The organism is Roseibium denhamense, from assembly GCF_009711415.1.
Classification (GTDB): domain Bacteria; phylum Pseudomonadota; class Alphaproteobacteria; order Rhizobiales; family Stappiaceae; genus Roseibium; species Roseibium denhamense.
Window position 1 is genome coordinate 23627 of record NZ_SMLZ01000099.1, and the last position, 15964, is coordinate 39590.

Sequence of the window (15964 nt, forward strand, 5' to 3'; positions counted from 1 at the left end):
TGATCACTGTGCACGTGGCCCCATCGACCACGGAGGCGTTTTTAAGCCAAATTAACAATAAATGCATCACCCAAAAGGGTGATTGATTAAAATTTTACCACCTGAAAGTGTATCGGCTGAGAAAATGACCGATCCTTCAGCCCGCCTCCCCTGCAGTTTGCGACATATGGCGGCACATCAATCGTTACGAGTTTCTGTTCCTCCGTTTGCGCCCTAAAACCGGTTGGTGTATGCCTGCCCGCCAAAACATAGACACCGGAGCCTGCTTCAGCGTGACATCCAAGCCCAATACACCCTTGCTCGACCGCGTGCACACGCCTGCGGATCTGAGGGAACTCGATGAAAGCGATCTGCAGCAGCTCGCAGATGAACTGCGGAGCGAAACGATCGATGCCGTATCGATCACCGGCGGCCATCTTGGCGCCGGGCTCGGTGTTGTGGAACTGACCGTTGCGCTTCACCACGTGTTCAACACGCCGGACGACAAGATCATCTGGGATGTCGGGCACCAGTGCTACCCGCATAAAATCCTGACAGGACGCAGGGACCGGATCCGCACGCTTCGGCAGAGCAACGGACTTTCCGGGTTCACCAAACGGACTGAAAGCGAATACGACCCGTTTGGAGCTGCGCATTCATCAACGTCAATCTCCGCCGGCCTGGGAATGGCAGCCGCCCGGGATCTGAAGGGCGGCGACAATAACGTGATCGCCGTCATTGGCGATGGGGCGATGTCGGCAGGCATGGCTTATGAAGCCATGAACAATGCCGGGCACCTCGGCTCGCGCCTTATTGTCGTTCTCAATGACAATGACATGTCGATTGCCCCGCCCGTCGGTGCGATGTCCGCCTATCTGGCCAAACTGGTGTCGGGACCGACTTATCAGTCGCTGCGCGATACGGCCAAGAACATCGTCAAGAACCTGCCGAAACAGCTGTTTGAAAAAGCGGCCCGCGCCGAGGAATATGCACGTGGCTTCTGGACCGGTGGAACGCTGTTCGAGGAGCTTGGGTTTTACTATGTTGGCCCCATTGACGGCCACAATATGGAACATCTCCTTCCGGTTCTGAAAAACGTGCGCGACAACCATCATGGACCGGTTCTGATCCATGCGGTCACGCAAAAGGGCAAGGGCTACGGCCCTGCGGAAGGGGCTAAGGACAAGTATCACGGTGTTGCAAAGTTCGATGTTGTTACCGGAAAGCAGTCCAAACCCAAGGCCAATGCCCCGAGTTACACGAACGTTTTCGCAACGTCCCTGATCCGCGAAGCAGAAGAAGACGACAAGGTTGTTGCGATCACGGCGGCAATGCCCGATGGCACGGGCCTCAATCTGTTCGGCGAAGCGTTTCCGGAGCGGACCTATGATGTCGGCATTGCCGAGCAGCACGCGGTTACGTTTGCAGCAGGCATGGCAACCGAGGGCTACAAGCCGTTCGCGGCCATCTACTCGACCTTCCTGCAACGCGCCTATGACCAGGTGGTGCATGACGTTGCGATCCAGGGTTTGCCGGTCCGGTTTCCGATTGACCGTGCCGGGCTGGTTGGCGCGGATGGACCGACCCACGCCGGTGCGTTTGACACAGCCTATCTGAGCTGTCTTCCGGGCTTCGTTGTCATGGCGGCAGCAGATGAAGTTGAACTCCGGCATATGGTCGCAACGGCAGTGGCCTATGACGAAGGCCCAATTTCATTCCGGTATCCGCGCGGGGAAGGCGTCGGGCTCGACATGCCGGATCGCGGTACCGTGCTTGAGATCGGCAAAGGCGTTATCCGGCGGGAAGGAACAAAGGTTGCCCTTCTCAGCTTCGGCGGCCGGATGAGCGAAGTGCTCAAAGCGGCCGATGAGCTGGATGCGGCCGGTCTGTCCACGACGGTTGCGGATGCGCGTTTTGCCAAGCCGCTCGACAAGGATCTGATCCGGCGCCTTGCCAGGGAACACGAGGTTCTCGTGACCGTGGAAGAAGGGTCTGCCGGAGGTTTCGGCAGCCATGTGCTGACGATGCTGGCCGAAGAGGGCCTGCTGGACCACGGACTGAAAGTGCGGCCACTCGGCCTGCCGGATGTGTATCTGGACCAGGATAAGCCGGATGCCATGTATGCCAAGGCCGGTCTAGACTGCGACGGCATCCTGAGGGCGGTATTTGCAGCCCTTGGCCAGGAAGCCCTGACCGCTGGCCGGAGCGCATAAGGCGGCTTCATTGACGCCGTTCCCATGCCGGTATTTGGTTGGGAACGGACGCTAAATCTGCATTGACAGACGTTTCCACACCTGAGAAGGCTGGAGGCCAGCACAGACGCGCCGGGGTGGTCCGGCGCTTTTTGTTTTGTTGCCAGTATTCCGGAGGCACTCATGGCCCAGACGCTCCTTTCCGTGTCCGCGCTGCTTCTTTCTGTCGCCTTGCTGATTTTCGGGCATGGCTTGCAGACCACGCTGCTTCCGCTGGCTGCTGACCGGTTCTATTTCTCCGACTTTGAGATCGGTGCCATTTCATCCGCCTATTTCGTGGGAATGGTCCTGGGCTGCCTCGGCGCCCCTCTCCTGATCATGCGCGCCGGACATATCAGGGCTTTTGCCGCACTTGTGTCCCTGATGTCGGGCGCCGCAATTCTGCATCCAGTAATTATCGACCCCTACGCCTGGATGATCATCCGCATCATCTCAGGGTTCAGCCTGGCCGGGTTCTACATGATCGTCGAGAGCTGGTTGAACGAGACGGCTACCAATGAAAACCGCGGCACGGTTATGTCCTTTTACATCGTGGTTCTGTTTTCCGCGCTCATGCTTGGGCAGGTGTCGGTTGCGACGATGAGCATATCCTCGTTTATCCCATTCGCAATCGCCTCGGTGACAGTCAGCCTTGCGGTCATGCCTGTCTCACTCACCACATCCACACAACCGGCCCCAATCACACTGGTTAGATTTCGCCCGGCCCAGCTTTACAGGAACTCTCCGGCAGCGTTTGTCGGCGTCCTCTTTATTGGCGCGGCACAGGGCTCCATTCTCACCCTCACACCGCTCTACGGCTCCCAGATCGGGCTGACCACAAACCAGGCCGCCATTTACACAGCCGCCATCATTGCCGGCGGCCTTGTCGCGCAGTGGCCGATCGGACGGCTTTCTGACAAGGTTGACCGGCGCCTTGTGATGATTGGCCTGGGCCTTGCGGCCGCTACAGCCTCCCTTGGCATCATCACCATCGAACCAACCACATTCATACCGGCCTTGATCAGTGCATTTCTGTTGGGCACCGTCACCCAGCCGCTCTATGCGGTTACCGTTGCCCATGCCTTCGACCACGCGCCAACAGAAGCCTTTGTTGAAACATCGTCCGGCATGCTCCTGTCCTTCGGGATCGGGTCGGTAATCGGGCCGATTTCCGCTTCGGTGTTGATGGAGTTCTTCGGGCCAGGCGGGCTTTATGTCCTCGTGATCGGCACGTGCCTTGCCATGTCGGCGTTCGTCCTCACCCGCGTGATCACGCGCGAAGCACTGACAGCCGAGGAGAAAACAGACTTCGAGTATGCATCCACCGCGCAAGTCGGCTCCGTCATCTCCACAGAAGCGCTCGATGTTGAAAACGAAGAGTATGTCATTCCGCCGGAAGAATTTCCCGCATACGAGGACGACATCTACACATTCGAGACCACGGATGAAGCCGGAGATGGCGCGGACAATCCGGTCGATGACACTGAGGCTCCCAAGGCGTCTCCTGAGCAGACCCGTGGGTAACGTCTTTTGTGCGGCCTGAGCGGAGCACCTGCGCCGTTTCGCCCCTCGACAGCCGGGTGTAACCGGCCTATAGCCGCTGTATGAAGCCGAATTTGAACTTGCTGTTGGTCTTGAACGCGGAACGGCGCCCCCTTGTGGCGCTCGCCATGATCGCGTTTTCGCTGCGGCTTGTTCTTTTGATCCTCGGAACTGCGCTCTCTGCAAACAGTGCCGTGGCCAGCGGCCTGACAGCCCTGTGTTCTCCTTCCGGACAGTCGCAGATACTGCCCGGTTCCCACAATCCGGCAGACTGCAATTGCGGCCCGGTCTGCGCCCATGGCTGCTCACTCGGACACTGCGCTTCCGGAACGCTTTCTGATCGGCTGACGGCCGCAGCTGCCCCGCACCTGTCCGCCGCTATCATCCGTGAAACACGGCTTACCGGATGTCATACCGGGACACCGATCCGGGCACCCCCTTCTTTCTTGATCTGACAAACGCAAAAACACTCAGACATCAAGAAAGCTAGACCATGAAACTCTGGACCTCTATCGCCCTTGCGGCCACCCTTACACTCGGCTCGTTCTCAGCGTTTGCCCACGACTACAAGGTGGGTGATTTGACGCTCGTTCACCCGTGGACCCGGGCAACCCCTCCGAAAGCCAAGGCCGGTGGCGGATTTATTGAAATCATCAATTCCGGGACTGAGGCTGACCGTCTTGTCGGCGCAAGATCAGATTTCGCCGCAAAGGTCGAAATCCATGAAATGGCCGTCACGGATGGCATCATGAGGATGCGCGAACTGGACAACGGCATCGAGATCCCGGCTGGCGGGACGGTCGCTCTTGAACCGGGCGGATTGCACATCATGTTCATGGGCCTGAAACAACCGTTCGAAGAAGGGTCAACGGTGCCGGTCGTCCTGACATTTGAAAAGGCGGGCGACTACGCCATTGACCTTGCTGTTGCCAAGATGGGCGCAAAGGCGTCCGGCAAGGATGGGCATGATCACGGCCACGGCGATCACGGCAAAATGAACCACGGTACGGATGGACACAACCATTCCGACCATAACTAATGCTGCAAATTCATCCGAAGAGGTGACCTCATGTCAGGTTTGAAACTCTTCCGGATCGTGGCTTGGGCGGCAGTTGCCGTCCTTGCTGCCGGCTCCGGATACCTTGTTTATCAACAGACCGTAGCTAGCTCGAATTCCGGGGCGCTCATTGAGCCCCTTGCATCCATCGGTGGCGATTTCGAGCTCGTGAACGGCAATGGCGAGGCCGTTACTCAAGACACCTTTGCCGGTAAACCGACGCTGATGTTTTTCGGCTTCACCTACTGCCCTGACGTTTGCCCGACAACACTTGCCGAGCTTCAGGGCTGGATGGAAGTTCTGGGAGAAGATGCCGGAAAGCTCAACTACGCTTTCGTGACCGTGGATCCGGAACGGGATACCCCGGAAGTCATGCGTGATTATGTCTGGGCGTTTGATGAGCGCATCACACCGTTGACCGGCACGCCGGAGCAAGTTGAGGCGATGCTGAAGACCTACCGTGTCTACGCCAAGAAAGTTCCTCTTGACGATGGCGACTACACGATGGACCATTCTGCCGCCGTGTATCTCATGAATGCAGACAACAAGTTCGTGGGGACAATCGCCTATCAGGAATCGGAAGAGACGACGCTGGCGAAATTGAAGCGGCTGATTGAAAACGCGGCACCGTCAACCTGACGGGCCTGACAGGACGGAAGCGGCGCATGAACTCTCCGCTTTACATAGCTCTTTCCGCTGGCGCGACGGGTCTTGTCGCGCTTGCGCTTTTGCTTTGGCTCTACGCTGGCGAACGGGTTTATGCCGACCGGCTCATCTCCATGATTGCAAACTGCTTTTGAACCGGCACTTCCCCCTTTCCAGATCCCCACGTAATCGCTAGAACCGCGCGCATGTCAAAATTGCGCCTCGATCAGTTTCTGGCAGAAAATGGCCACTTTGAAACCCGCGCCCGTGCGCGGGATGCCATTTTGCGCGGGACAGTTTCGGTCAACGGAACGGTGATCGAAAAACCTGCGCACAAGGTACCGGTAGGGGCCCAGATCGCCGTTTCAGATCCAGCTGCGAACTATGTATCGCGCGCAGCACTGAAGCTCATCGGGGGACTATCCGTCTTCAACGTGGATCCATCGGGCAAGGTATGCCTCGACATCGGGGCATCGACAGGCGGGTTTACCCAGGTGCTTTTGGAGCGCAGCGCTGCAAAAATCCACGCAATTGATGTTGGACATGACCAGCTGCACCACAGCCTCCGCGATCATCCGCTGGTCGTTGCGCAGGACGGCCTGAATGCCCGGGAGCTCACGCAAGAAAACCTTGGCGGAGACGCGCCTGCGCTATTGGTATCAGATGTCAGTTTCATTTCCCTGAAACTCGCCTTGCCGCCTGCGCTTGGACTTGCCGCGCCCGGGGCCGAGGGCGTCTTCCTGGTCAAACCCCAGTTCGAAGCTGGCAAAGACAAGATCGGCAAGGGCGGTCTGGTTGACGAGGTAACGGCCACAGATACGGCTGAGGATCTGCGGCTATGGCTTGACCAGCAGCCGGGCTGGACGGCTGGCGGACTTGTTCCCTCACCGGTCAAAGGTGGCGACGGCAATGCTGAGTGGCTGCTTTACGGGAAGAAGGCTGTTTGAATGGTTACATCAAGCTTGCCCGGCTACCCGTTCGGCGGTATCGCTCGCACATGAATGAGACCCATTTAGAGATTAAAGAACTCGGCCATCGCGGCGACGGTATCGCGTTTACCGATGAGGGCCCGGTCTATGTCGCAGGGGCTTTGCCGGGCGAGACCATCCGCGTTCGCATGGATGGCAACCGGGCAGACCTTATCGAGATTATCGTCCCCTCCCCGGATCGCGTGGCACCGGTCTGCACACATGATCCTGCCTCGGGCAGCTGCTTCATGCAGCATTTGGCGGAACAGCCGTACCTTGTCTGGAAACGAAGCCTTGTGGAAAACGCACTTAGAAGCGCGGGGATTACCACCGAGGTTTCTGAAACCGTCGCAGCAACTGCCGGAGGCCGCCGCCGGGCCGTGTTCAGCGCGGCCCGCAAAGGCCGGTCAGTGGTGTTGGGCTATTACGGCCGGGCGAGCCATGACCTCTTTGATGCTGCCGGCTGTGCCGTTCTCACCCCGCAGATTGAGCGCAGTCTTGCAGGGCTCAAGGAATTGGCCGCTTTGGTCCTGCCGAAGAAAGGCGACCTGCGTGTGACAGTATTGGAGACCACCGCTGGTCTCGATGTTGCCCTTGAAAAAGCCGCCGCGTCCTATGACCGCCAGATTGCAGCGCTCTGCAAGAAGGCTGCGGACCTCGGCCTTGCCCGGCTGTCGGTCAACGGCGAGATCCTTCTGGAGATCCGCCCGCCCCTTCTCGATATGGGAGGTACCGGCATCGTTCCGCCGCCCGGCGGATTCACGCAGGCAACGGTCGCCGCGGAAGAAGCTCTGGCGCAGCTTGTGGTTCAGGGAGCCGGCAAAAGCAAATGGGTTGCCGATCTTTTTTCAGGTATCGGCACATTCGCCCTCCGGCTGGCCCGGGTGGCCAACGTCCACGCCGTGGAAGGCGATGCAGCCGCCATTGCAGCCTTCGACAGGGCCCTGCGCAAACCTCAGGGCCTTAAAAAAGTGACTTTCGAAAGGCGCGACCTTTTCCGCCGTCCGCTGGTGCGTGACGAACTTGAACCGTTTAACGCCGTTGTCTTCGACCCGCCGCGCGCTGGTGCCCAGGCCCAGGCCGAACAGCTGGCCCGCTCAAAGGTCAAGACAATCGTCGCTGTCTCGTGCAATCCGGCCACGTTTGCCAGGGATGTAAAGATCTTGATGGAGGGCGGCTACACGCTCAAAAGTGTCACACCCGTGGACCAGTTCCAGTTTTCGCCCCATATTGAGGTGGTCGGTGTCTTGATGCGGGAGTGACGGATGAGCGCAGCGGAGATGAAAGTCAGGTCAGGTACGGCAGACCGGCGGCCACCGCTGTCCAAGCTGGCCAGACGGACCCGCTATGCGGTTCAGCAGGGCAGCCGGGTTGCGCTTTACACTGTTCACTCCGAAGCCATGAAACGGATGACCCGTCGGATTTCAAAGGATCTTCCGGAAACGCCCAAGGTTATTCCGGATGGCCCGGTTCCGACCCAGCGGCGGCTGTTGTCAGACATTGCGCGGTTGTTTGCCGACGACCTGAAGGCAGCCGAAGCCGGTCTTTATCCGCTCCCGGACGATGGGACAATGAGCCCGCGCGAACTTCTGCGCGTCAGCCAGGCCTTCTTCAAGGACGTGCCGGAAGTTGCCCGGCGCCGCGCCGAACAGGCCCACCAGGAGGTCAATAAGGATCCGCAGGGCTTTGCGGCCGCGCTTCCCCGCTATTACCGGCAGAATTTCCATTTCCAAACCGATGGCTGGCTTTCACAGGACAGCGCCCGTCTCTACGACTTTCAGGTCGACGTTCTGTTCTCCGGCGCAACGGCCGCCATGAGGCGCAAGGCGCTGGTGCCGTTCGCGGATATCCTGAAGCGCAAAGATCAGCGCAAGGTCGCCTATCTGGACATTGCGACCGGAACAGGCGGTTTGCTACGCCCCGCCCTTGAAGCGTTTCCGCGCCTTACCGGGATCGGTCTGGATCTGTCCGAGCCCTACTTGTCAGTTGCCCGGGAAAGGTTCGCGAGCCGCCGCGCAACCTATGTGACCGCCATGGCCGAGGAGCTTCCCTTCGCTGACAACTCCATGGACGTGATCTCCTGTGTATTTCTGTTTCACGAACTGCCGCCGAAAGTGCGCCGGCAGGTGGTTGCGGAGGTCGCCCGTGTGTTGAAGCCAGGCGGCTCATTCCTGTTCGTGGACAGCCTGCAAAACGGGGACGTGCCGGACTATGACGGTCTCTTGTCGGTTTTCCCGCAGATGTTCCATGAACCGTATTATACATCTTATCTGTCTGAAGACCTGACCGGCCTATGCGCCGAGGCTGGCATGGAGCAGCGCTGGATGGCACCGGCTTTCGTCTCGCGCGCCGCTGAATTCATAAAATCCGGATAACCTTTCAGTCATACTGAAATTTTTTCATTCTTTGTCTTGTGACTGAAATGCGCCCGGCGTATATCAGCCCCATGAGACTGGATTATTGGCTGATTCAAAAAGGGGAAAGCCGGAGCGCCTTTGCGCGCCGCGCGAACCTGTCCCCCGCCTCCGTCACAGCCCTATGCAACGACCCAAATGTTTGGGTTTCGCGGGATATGGCCCGCAAAATCGCAATCGCCACCAATGGCGAAGTGACCCCCAACGACTTTCTCGGACTGTCTACAACCAAGGAGCATCCCGTGTCCCAGGCCCGTGTCGCAGAAGCAATCCGTGCGTTCGAGCGCGGCGAAATGGTTGTCGTGACAGACGATGACGACCGCGAAAACGAAGGCGATCTGATTGTCGCCGCCTCTAAGGTCACACCCGAACAGATGGCGTTCATGGTGCGCCACACGTCCGGCATTATCTGCGCGCCCATGACGGTTGCCCAGGCGCGCCGTTTGCGCCTGGACCCGATGGTGGCCGAAAACGACGCGCCCCTTGCCACCGCGTTCACGATCTCCGTCGATTACCGGCAGGGACTGACAACGGGCATCTCCGCCGAAGAACGCTGCTCGACCGTGCGAGCGCTCGCCAATCCGAATGTGGGGGCAGAAGATTTCGTCCGGCCGGGCCACATCTTCCCGCTCGTTGCGAAAGAAGGCGGCGTCATGATGCGCTCCGGCCACACGGAAGCGGCTGTCGACCTGTGCCGGCTTGCCGGCCTTGAACAGGTTGGTGTCATCAGTGAACTGGTCAATGACGATGGCACCGTCAAACGTGGCCAGCAGGTGACCGAGTTCGCGGCAGAACATGATCTGAAGATGGTCTCGGTCTCCGACCTGATCGCCTGGCGGCAACGCACAGAGCGGATGGTCGAGCGGGTCAATGAGCAGCCGGTTGATACGGTTGCCGGACCGGCCTACGCCATGACCTATTCGACACCGTTTGATCCGATGCATCACCTGGCCATCGTTTACGGCGACATCCTGGACGGACGCAGCGTTCCGGTGCGTTTGCAGCTGGAATCAGTGCTGGACGACGTCTTTGGCGATGCCCGCCCGCTTGATCAGATCATGAACCACTTTTCCGAGCGCGGCCGGGGCGTGATCGTCTATCTGCGCGAAGGTGCCGTTGGGGTAGCACGCCAATCAACCCGCCCCCGCAGTGAATTTGAAGCTGCAGAAACCGAGGACCACAGCTCCGCACAAGCTAGACAAGAACAATGGCGGGAGGTTGGGCTTGGCGCACAGATCCTGAAGGACCTTGGTGTGAGCTCAATCCGCCTGCTGGCATCCCGCGAAAGGCATTATGTGGGGCTGGAGGGCTTCGACATCAAAATTGATGAAACCGAGATCCTCGATACATGAGGCGGTCAAAGGGATGAGCATTCATGGCGGTAAAGGCAGCTGCGGCAGACAAACCCGGGAAAGCAACTGCTAAGGCAGACGAAAAACCGGCGCCAAAACCCTTTACCGTCGGCTTCAACCGGCGGACGAGCGAAGGCCTGTTCTACGGCTGTATTGGAATTGGAATTGTCTTTGCCGCCGTCAGTGTTGTTGGCGGCCTTCCGCTTCTGGCCCCGGCAGCCATCGCCCCGTTTGCCATGGCCTACTGGCATTTTCCCATGATCGAAAAGGGAAAACCGCAGCTCGGCGCCAACGAAGAAGGCCTATATGTCGAGCGGATCGGGTTCATCGACTGGTCCGCGATCCGTATGACCGACGTGCACCGTACCAAGGTCCGCAACAATGAACAGGTCAAACTCCATGTCCTGCTCACCCGGTCGCTGGAGGATGCCGTCAGCCAGGCCCAGACCTGCCCCTTCTGGAAAAAGTTCATGATGCGCAATTGGAAACGCACGCCGCGCGAACATGGCCGCGAACTCATCGCAATCAATCTGCACACGCTTGAAGCGGACCCGGAAGAAATCCTGAGCCGGATCCGCACGTTCAAGTTCGTCTAGTCCGCAATCACCTACGCACAGAGCCAAAAAACCGGCTCACGGCCCGGCAAACAACCCCAGACAGTGTTACCCCACCTGCCCGCGATGACGCAGGAAGTGATCGGCCAGAACGCAGGCCATCATGGCCTCGCCAACCGGCACGGCACGGATGCCGACGCAAGGATCGTGGCGGCCCTTGGTCATCACGTCCACTTCTTCCCCCTTGCTCGTAATGGACTTGCGCTCCGTCAGGATGGAAGAGGTCGGTTTGACCGCAAACCGCACGACGAGCGGATCTCCATTGGAGATCCCGCCCAGGACACCGCCAGAATGATTGGTCAGGAACATGGGCTGCCCGACATCGTCGAGGCGGATTTCATCAGCGTTGTCTTCACCGGTGAGCGTCGCCGCTTCGAACCCATTGCCGATCTCAACGCCCTTGACCGCATTGATGGACATCATCGCAGCCGACAGATCCGTATCCAGCTTGCCGTAGATCGGCGCGCCCCAACCGGCCGGAACCCCTTCTGCAACAACTTCGATGACCGCGCCAACGGATGACCCGGCCTTGCGCACGCCGTCCAGATAGTCCGCCCAGGACGCAGCTGCATCGGCGTCCGGGCAAAAGAACGGATTGTTCTCGACCTGCGCCCAGTCCCACTTGCTCCGGTCAATCTTGTGCGGGCCGATCTGAACCAGCGCGGCGCGGATGGTAACACCTTGCAGCACCTTGCGGGCAACGGCACCGGCGGCAACACGCATCGCTGTCTCGCGGGCCGAGGACCGCCCCCCGCCGCGATAGTCGCGAATGCCATATTTGGCGTCATAGGTGAAATCCGCATGTCCCGGCCGGAAACGGTCCTTGATTTCCGAATAGTCCTTGGAACGCTGGTCGGTGTTTTCCACCATCAGCGAAATCGGCGTCCCCGTTGTTTTTTGTATGCCGTCCTCATCGACCATGACGCCCGACAGGATTTTCACTTCGTCCGGCTCACGCCTTTGCGTGGTGTATTTGGATTGGCCGGGCTTGCGCTTTTCCATAAAGCCCTGAATGTCAGCTTCCGTCAGCGGGATCAGCGGCGGGCAACCGTCCACCACACACCCGATGGCCGGGCCATGGCTTTCCCCCCAGGTGGTGACACGAAACAAGTGACCGAAGCTGTTATGGGACATTGAACATTCCTGGACGGATTTGGCGTTTTTATTGAACGCGAGCGATACGCCATCGCGACTTGAAGCTCAAGCCCCGTGGGCTGTTTGACGCAGAGGTGCTAGCTGCCCGGACTTCAAACCCAGCTGCTGTTGGGCGGTTCTTCGTGTCAGAACCGGCCAATTTAACGCCGTAATCACGGAAAGCTTACAAAGTTGATCGCTGGTCTGCCTTGGTATTTGCCTTTCATTAAGAGCCTATAGGGACACTGATCGCGATCTCTCAACTGAATGGTGTCCAAAGTGCACATTCGCGGGTGGCTAACAGGTCTGATCGTTTTCTTGCTGGCACCGAGCCTGCTCTTTGCATCCCTATGGTTTTACAACAAGTTTGAGAACGTCAGCGCGATAGACCACAGCCTGAAGGGTCTCTATCTCGTGCAGGCTGTCGGCCCCTTGATGCAGGAAAAGGCATTAACGGGCGAGGTGACCGCCAACAACGACCGCCTTCAAGATGCGCTGTTGCAGTTCGCTGGCGACCGTTATGCCGAAGACTTTCTCGCAGATTTGAACAAATTCAAGGCCGAGCCCGACGCCGCAAAGGCCATTCGCAGCGCGCGCGACCTTGTCCGGTCGTCTTTTCAGATCGCCAAGATGGGCGGATCCGTTTCCTATGAAGCCATGGCCATCCCGGGTCTTGTTGCCGATACGCTTCTTGCGGTGATCGTTGAGACGGCGAACATGCGTCGTAATGCTGAAATGCTCTCCGGCAAAGACGTGATCAATGTCTGGGACAAGATGCTGGTTCCCGTCCAGGGCGGGCAGTTCAAGGTGGCCGCGGACGGCGCTTCGCGGGAAACACTTGAAAACTTTGCCGAACTCACTGGCGCCAAAGCGGAAGATCTGAGACGAGCGGCAGATGTTTACCGGAAAGCCAATGTTGCCTATCAAAGTGAGGGCGCGAAGCTGCTCTCCTCGACCATCCAGGCAGATACCGGCACCGACATTGTGACGGAGCCCGTCATCAATGCCTATCCGGACCTGATCCGGGCGACATTTTCGCTCTGGCAAAATGCGGTCGACTACATGCACGAGGATCTGCAGCGCCAGCGCGCGGAAACGCTTTTTGCGGTGTCTCTTGCCGGGCTCGTTGGCGGGTCGGTGATCATCGTGGCCTTCGGGATTGCCATCGCGCTCACCCGGGCGCTTGCCCAGCGCACCCAGCAGGAGTTTGAAAATCTCGGTCTTCACGATCCACTGACCGGATTGCCGAACCGCCAGGCGCTTTTGAAAACCATCAATGCCCTTGCCAAGGCAAAGCTGCCGTCCAAGCGTATTGGTGTGCTGACACTGGACATCCGGCAATTCAAGAAGATCAATGACCAGTATGGCGATCAAATCGGCGACGCGTTCTTGCGGGATATCGCAGCAGAATTGATGCAATTTGCCGAGCCGGACGATTTCCTCAGCCGGACCGGCGGAACTGAGTTTGTGCTTCTCCGGCCAAACGTGATTTATGCAAAGGAATTCAAAACCCTGGGCGATGCCATCATCAACGAGCTGGGCAAGGACCGCTACGTTGATCTGCACAAGGCCAATCTCGATACAAATATCGGGATGTTCCTCAGCGCCCCCGGTGAGGCCGTTACCGATCAGTGCCTGATCGACGCGGCTCTGGCCATGCGCGCCTCAAAGCAAAAAGGGCCGCGTCACAGCGAACTCTTCACGAAAGACATGCGGGCAATCTTCGAAGAATACGGTGAAACGGCCAAGAATGTTCTGAAGGCGCTCAAGGAAGAGACCATCATGCCCTGGTTCCAGCCCCAGGTCGACATTCACACCGGTGAAGTCGTCGGCGCCGAGGCCCTGGTCCGCTGGATCGACAAGGATATCGTCCGGTTTCCCGGCTCCTTCCTGCCAGCTGCCATGGATGCCGGCTATATGAGCCTGATTGAGGCTGCGGTCCGCGACCAGACCTTGGAACTTGCCGCCTGTATGGAGAAACAGACGCGCCGGTCTATCCATTTTGGACTGAACCTGTCAGCGGATTTGCTGGCCAGCCGCGAAGCCGTCAATTCTCTGGTCCAGAAGGTCCGCCAATTCGGACTGACACCGTCAATGGTCAGCGTAGAGATTCTGGAAGCGGTGATGATCGACGAGAGCGCAGCCATGCCGATCAAGGAAAACATCGCACATCTTTCGAGCCTCGGTTTCCATATCGAACTGGATGACTTCGGCACCGGCCATTCCAGCATCTCCAGCTTGCGGGACCTGAAAGTGGACCGCGTGAAAATCGACCGGAGTTTTGTTGCAGGAGTGGACGGGGATCCGGGCCTTCAGAAGTTTACAAGCGCCCTGATCAATCTGGCCAAGAGCCTCGATATTGCCGTTTTGGCCGAAGGCGTCGAGACCGAAGGCGAGCGCGCATGGCTGGCGGCCAATGGCTGCGACGTTATTCAGGGGTTCCTGATTTCCAAGGCCATTCCCAAAGATGCCTTCATGGGCATGGTCCTGCGCCAAGACCACCTTATGCGCGCCCCTCCCCCGGACCTTGGCGAGCCGGCAGTCGCGGTCGCAGCTAAAGCCTAGAGTATCGTCCCGTTAGTTCGAAACGTCCAATGATCCTCGACCGCTGCATAGCTGATCAGCTTTGGGCAGTAACTCGGGTCCGGGCTATCACCCGCTGATCTATAGCGTGTCGTGTTTACATAAATTCAGACAACATCAGATTTTGCGTAAGAGGCACAGCCGAGTGACAGTGAACCTCACCCGTCTAAACGCGACTTGCCCTACACCGGCTGAGCTTTCTGGCGCGCTTTGAATTGTGTCGCGGCAAGGCTCAATCCGCCGTCAGCACCATCCACAAAGTGGATATGTTTGCTCTTGCCGATATCCTCGACAAAGCAGGTCATGAGGGCCTCGTCGGAGATGTGAAGGCCGTAGACAAGATCGCCCCGCTTATACGCGTCTTCCAGATAGACCTGAACAGCTGCAAGCTGTTTTGGCGTGAGATCGAGAACAAGCTGCAGACTGTCACCGACCTTTCGGTGATCTGTGTTGGTGCCGAGTTCTTGAAAGTATTTTTTCGGGTCGAACGGACCGATCCGCCGTCCCGTCGTGTAGCTGTACAAAAACAACAGGCAGACAACACTTGCCTCCAGCCAGCCCTTCAGCTTGTTCTTGGCAAACGCGAGTTTGACCTCCACTCCCAGCCCTTTTGGCGGGAACCGGAACTTCAGGCGATTTTGGTCGGCAAGGCGCGTCTGTGCATCATCCGTCAGCGGATTGAAACCCAGCCCTTCGGCCAGACCGGAGACGATTTCGGTGAGCGTTTTTGTCCCCGTAGGCTTCACGATCAACGAGGCAATTTGGCCATTGACGGCCGGCAGCGGCTCCCATTTGCATGACAGTCCATCCAGTGGCGGCAAAGGGCCAGTGATTTGTGCGATTACGAAGGGGGTGGCCTGGTCTGGATCCTTGAGTATCTGGTCTGCGAGCTGTAGGCCGTCGCCAATGATCATCGCCAGGTGATTGCCGGGGCTAAGGAGATACTTCCTGATCCGGATATCTCCGCCAAGGCCCCGGATATGGGAGACCGGGATCGCAGCGGCACGCAATTCCAGCTCCATCACTTGCCGGGCAAGATCAACAACACCCGACAGGGCCTTCTTGCCCGCCTCCAGATGTTGAGCCGGAATGATCAACATGGCGCCGTCGCCGCCAAAGACGAAGGGAACACGATCACTTCCGACGGCGTTCAAGATGGCTGCGATCACTGCCGCGCCGATCATGTTGACGTCCTTGTAGCGGCCGCCGGCAATTGCGTCGCTCGACCGGACAATATCGGCCGCCAGAACTATCCAGTCATCCGGGACGGGGCGGTAGTCATCAATGGAACCAACGGCGCTGAAATCACTGAAGCTTGGTAGATCTGAATAAAAATCATCGGCCGGCATAACAAGTGTGCCCTGTTGTTTTCTGTCTTACGCCTTGCGGAGTGGAACCGATGACACCGGGCCCGGAAAAACGGGTCACGAGTTCGTGTTGGCGCG

General features: G+C 58.4%; 14 protein-coding genes. 12 read left to right on the plus strand and 2 right to left on the minus strand.

The features are described 5' to 3' along the window. Positions 1–230 precede the first annotated feature (230 nt). The 11 genes from dxs (at position 231) to E1180_RS06595 (ending at position 10784) form a co-directional block, all read left to right on the plus strand. Positions 231–2192, plus strand: a complete 1962-nt coding sequence (gene dxs / locus E1180_RS06550) for a 1-deoxy-D-xylulose-5-phosphate synthase (protein WP_155190373.1) — start codon at positions 231–233, stop codon at positions 2190–2192. A 162-nt stretch (positions 2193–2354) separates the two neighbouring features. Further along, positions 2355–3734 (plus strand): MFS transporter, encoded by a 1380-nt coding sequence (locus E1180_RS06555; protein ID WP_155190374.1) that lies wholly within the window; start codon positions 2355–2357, stop codon positions 3732–3734. A gap of 92 nt (positions 3735–3826) precedes the next feature. Beyond that, a complete protein-coding gene (locus E1180_RS06560) occupies positions 3827–4207 on the plus strand; it encodes a hypothetical protein (RefSeq protein ID WP_155190375.1) in 381 nt (126 codons plus the stop codon). Between the two features lie 38 nt (positions 4208–4245). Next, positions 4246–4791, plus strand: a complete 546-nt coding sequence (locus tag E1180_RS06565) for a copper chaperone PCu(A)C (protein WP_155190376.1) — start codon at positions 4246–4248, stop codon at positions 4789–4791. 30 nt (positions 4792–4821) lie between these two features. Further along, positions 4822–5448: an SCO family protein gene (locus tag E1180_RS06570; protein WP_155190377.1), complete on the plus strand. Its 627-nt coding sequence runs from the start codon at positions 4822–4824 to the stop codon at positions 5446–5448. Positions 5449–5474: 26 nt separating this feature from the next. Beyond that, on the plus strand, positions 5475–5609 hold the full coding sequence (locus E1180_RS22615) for a hypothetical protein (RefSeq protein WP_280115227.1): 135 nt from the start codon (positions 5475–5477) through the stop codon (positions 5607–5609). 51 nt (positions 5610–5660) lie between these two features. Further along, positions 5661–6401 carry a TlyA family RNA methyltransferase gene (locus E1180_RS06575; protein WP_196220550.1) on the plus strand — a complete coding sequence of 247 codons (741 nt, stop codon included), beginning with the start codon at positions 5661–5663 and terminating at the stop codon, positions 6399–6401. Positions 6402–6451: 50 nt separating this feature from the next. After that, positions 6452–7684 (plus strand): class I SAM-dependent RNA methyltransferase, encoded by a 1233-nt coding sequence (locus E1180_RS06580; RefSeq protein ID WP_155190378.1) that lies wholly within the window; start codon positions 6452–6454, stop codon positions 7682–7684. Between the two features lie 3 nt (positions 7685–7687). Next, complete coding sequence (locus E1180_RS06585; RefSeq protein ID WP_208996972.1) at positions 7688–8797, plus strand: class I SAM-dependent methyltransferase; 1110 nt, start codon at positions 7688–7690, stop codon at positions 8795–8797. Positions 8798–8868: 71 nt separating this feature from the next. Then, positions 8869–10188: a 3,4-dihydroxy-2-butanone-4-phosphate synthase gene (ribB, locus tag E1180_RS06590; protein ID WP_155190379.1), complete on the plus strand. Its 1320-nt coding sequence runs from the start codon at positions 8869–8871 to the stop codon at positions 10186–10188. 23 nt (positions 10189–10211) lie between these two features. Beyond that, entirely contained in the window at positions 10212–10784 is a 573-nt protein-coding gene (locus E1180_RS06595; RefSeq protein ID WP_155190380.1) for a hypothetical protein, read from the plus strand. A gap of 66 nt (positions 10785–10850) precedes the next feature. On the opposite strand, the gene aroC is transcribed toward E1180_RS06595, so the two are convergent. After that, a complete protein-coding gene (gene aroC / locus E1180_RS06600) occupies positions 10851–11936 on the minus strand; it encodes a chorismate synthase (RefSeq protein WP_155190381.1) in 1086 nt (361 codons plus the stop codon). Between the two features lie 279 nt (positions 11937–12215). Here aroC and E1180_RS06605 point away from each other — a divergent pair, with 279 nt between their 5' ends. After that, a complete protein-coding gene (locus E1180_RS06605; RefSeq protein WP_196220551.1) occupies positions 12216–14501 on the plus strand; it encodes a putative bifunctional diguanylate cyclase/phosphodiesterase in 2286 nt (761 codons plus the stop codon). Positions 14502–14701: 200 nt separating this feature from the next. Here the strand turns inward: E1180_RS06605 and E1180_RS06610 are convergent, their stop codons facing one another. Continuing rightward, the gene (locus E1180_RS06610; protein ID WP_155190383.1) at positions 14702–15868 is read right to left on the minus strand and encodes a DUF3095 family protein; all 1167 of its coding nucleotides are present in this window, start codon (positions 15866–15868) and stop codon (positions 14702–14704) included. Positions 15869–15964 lie beyond the last annotated feature (96 nt).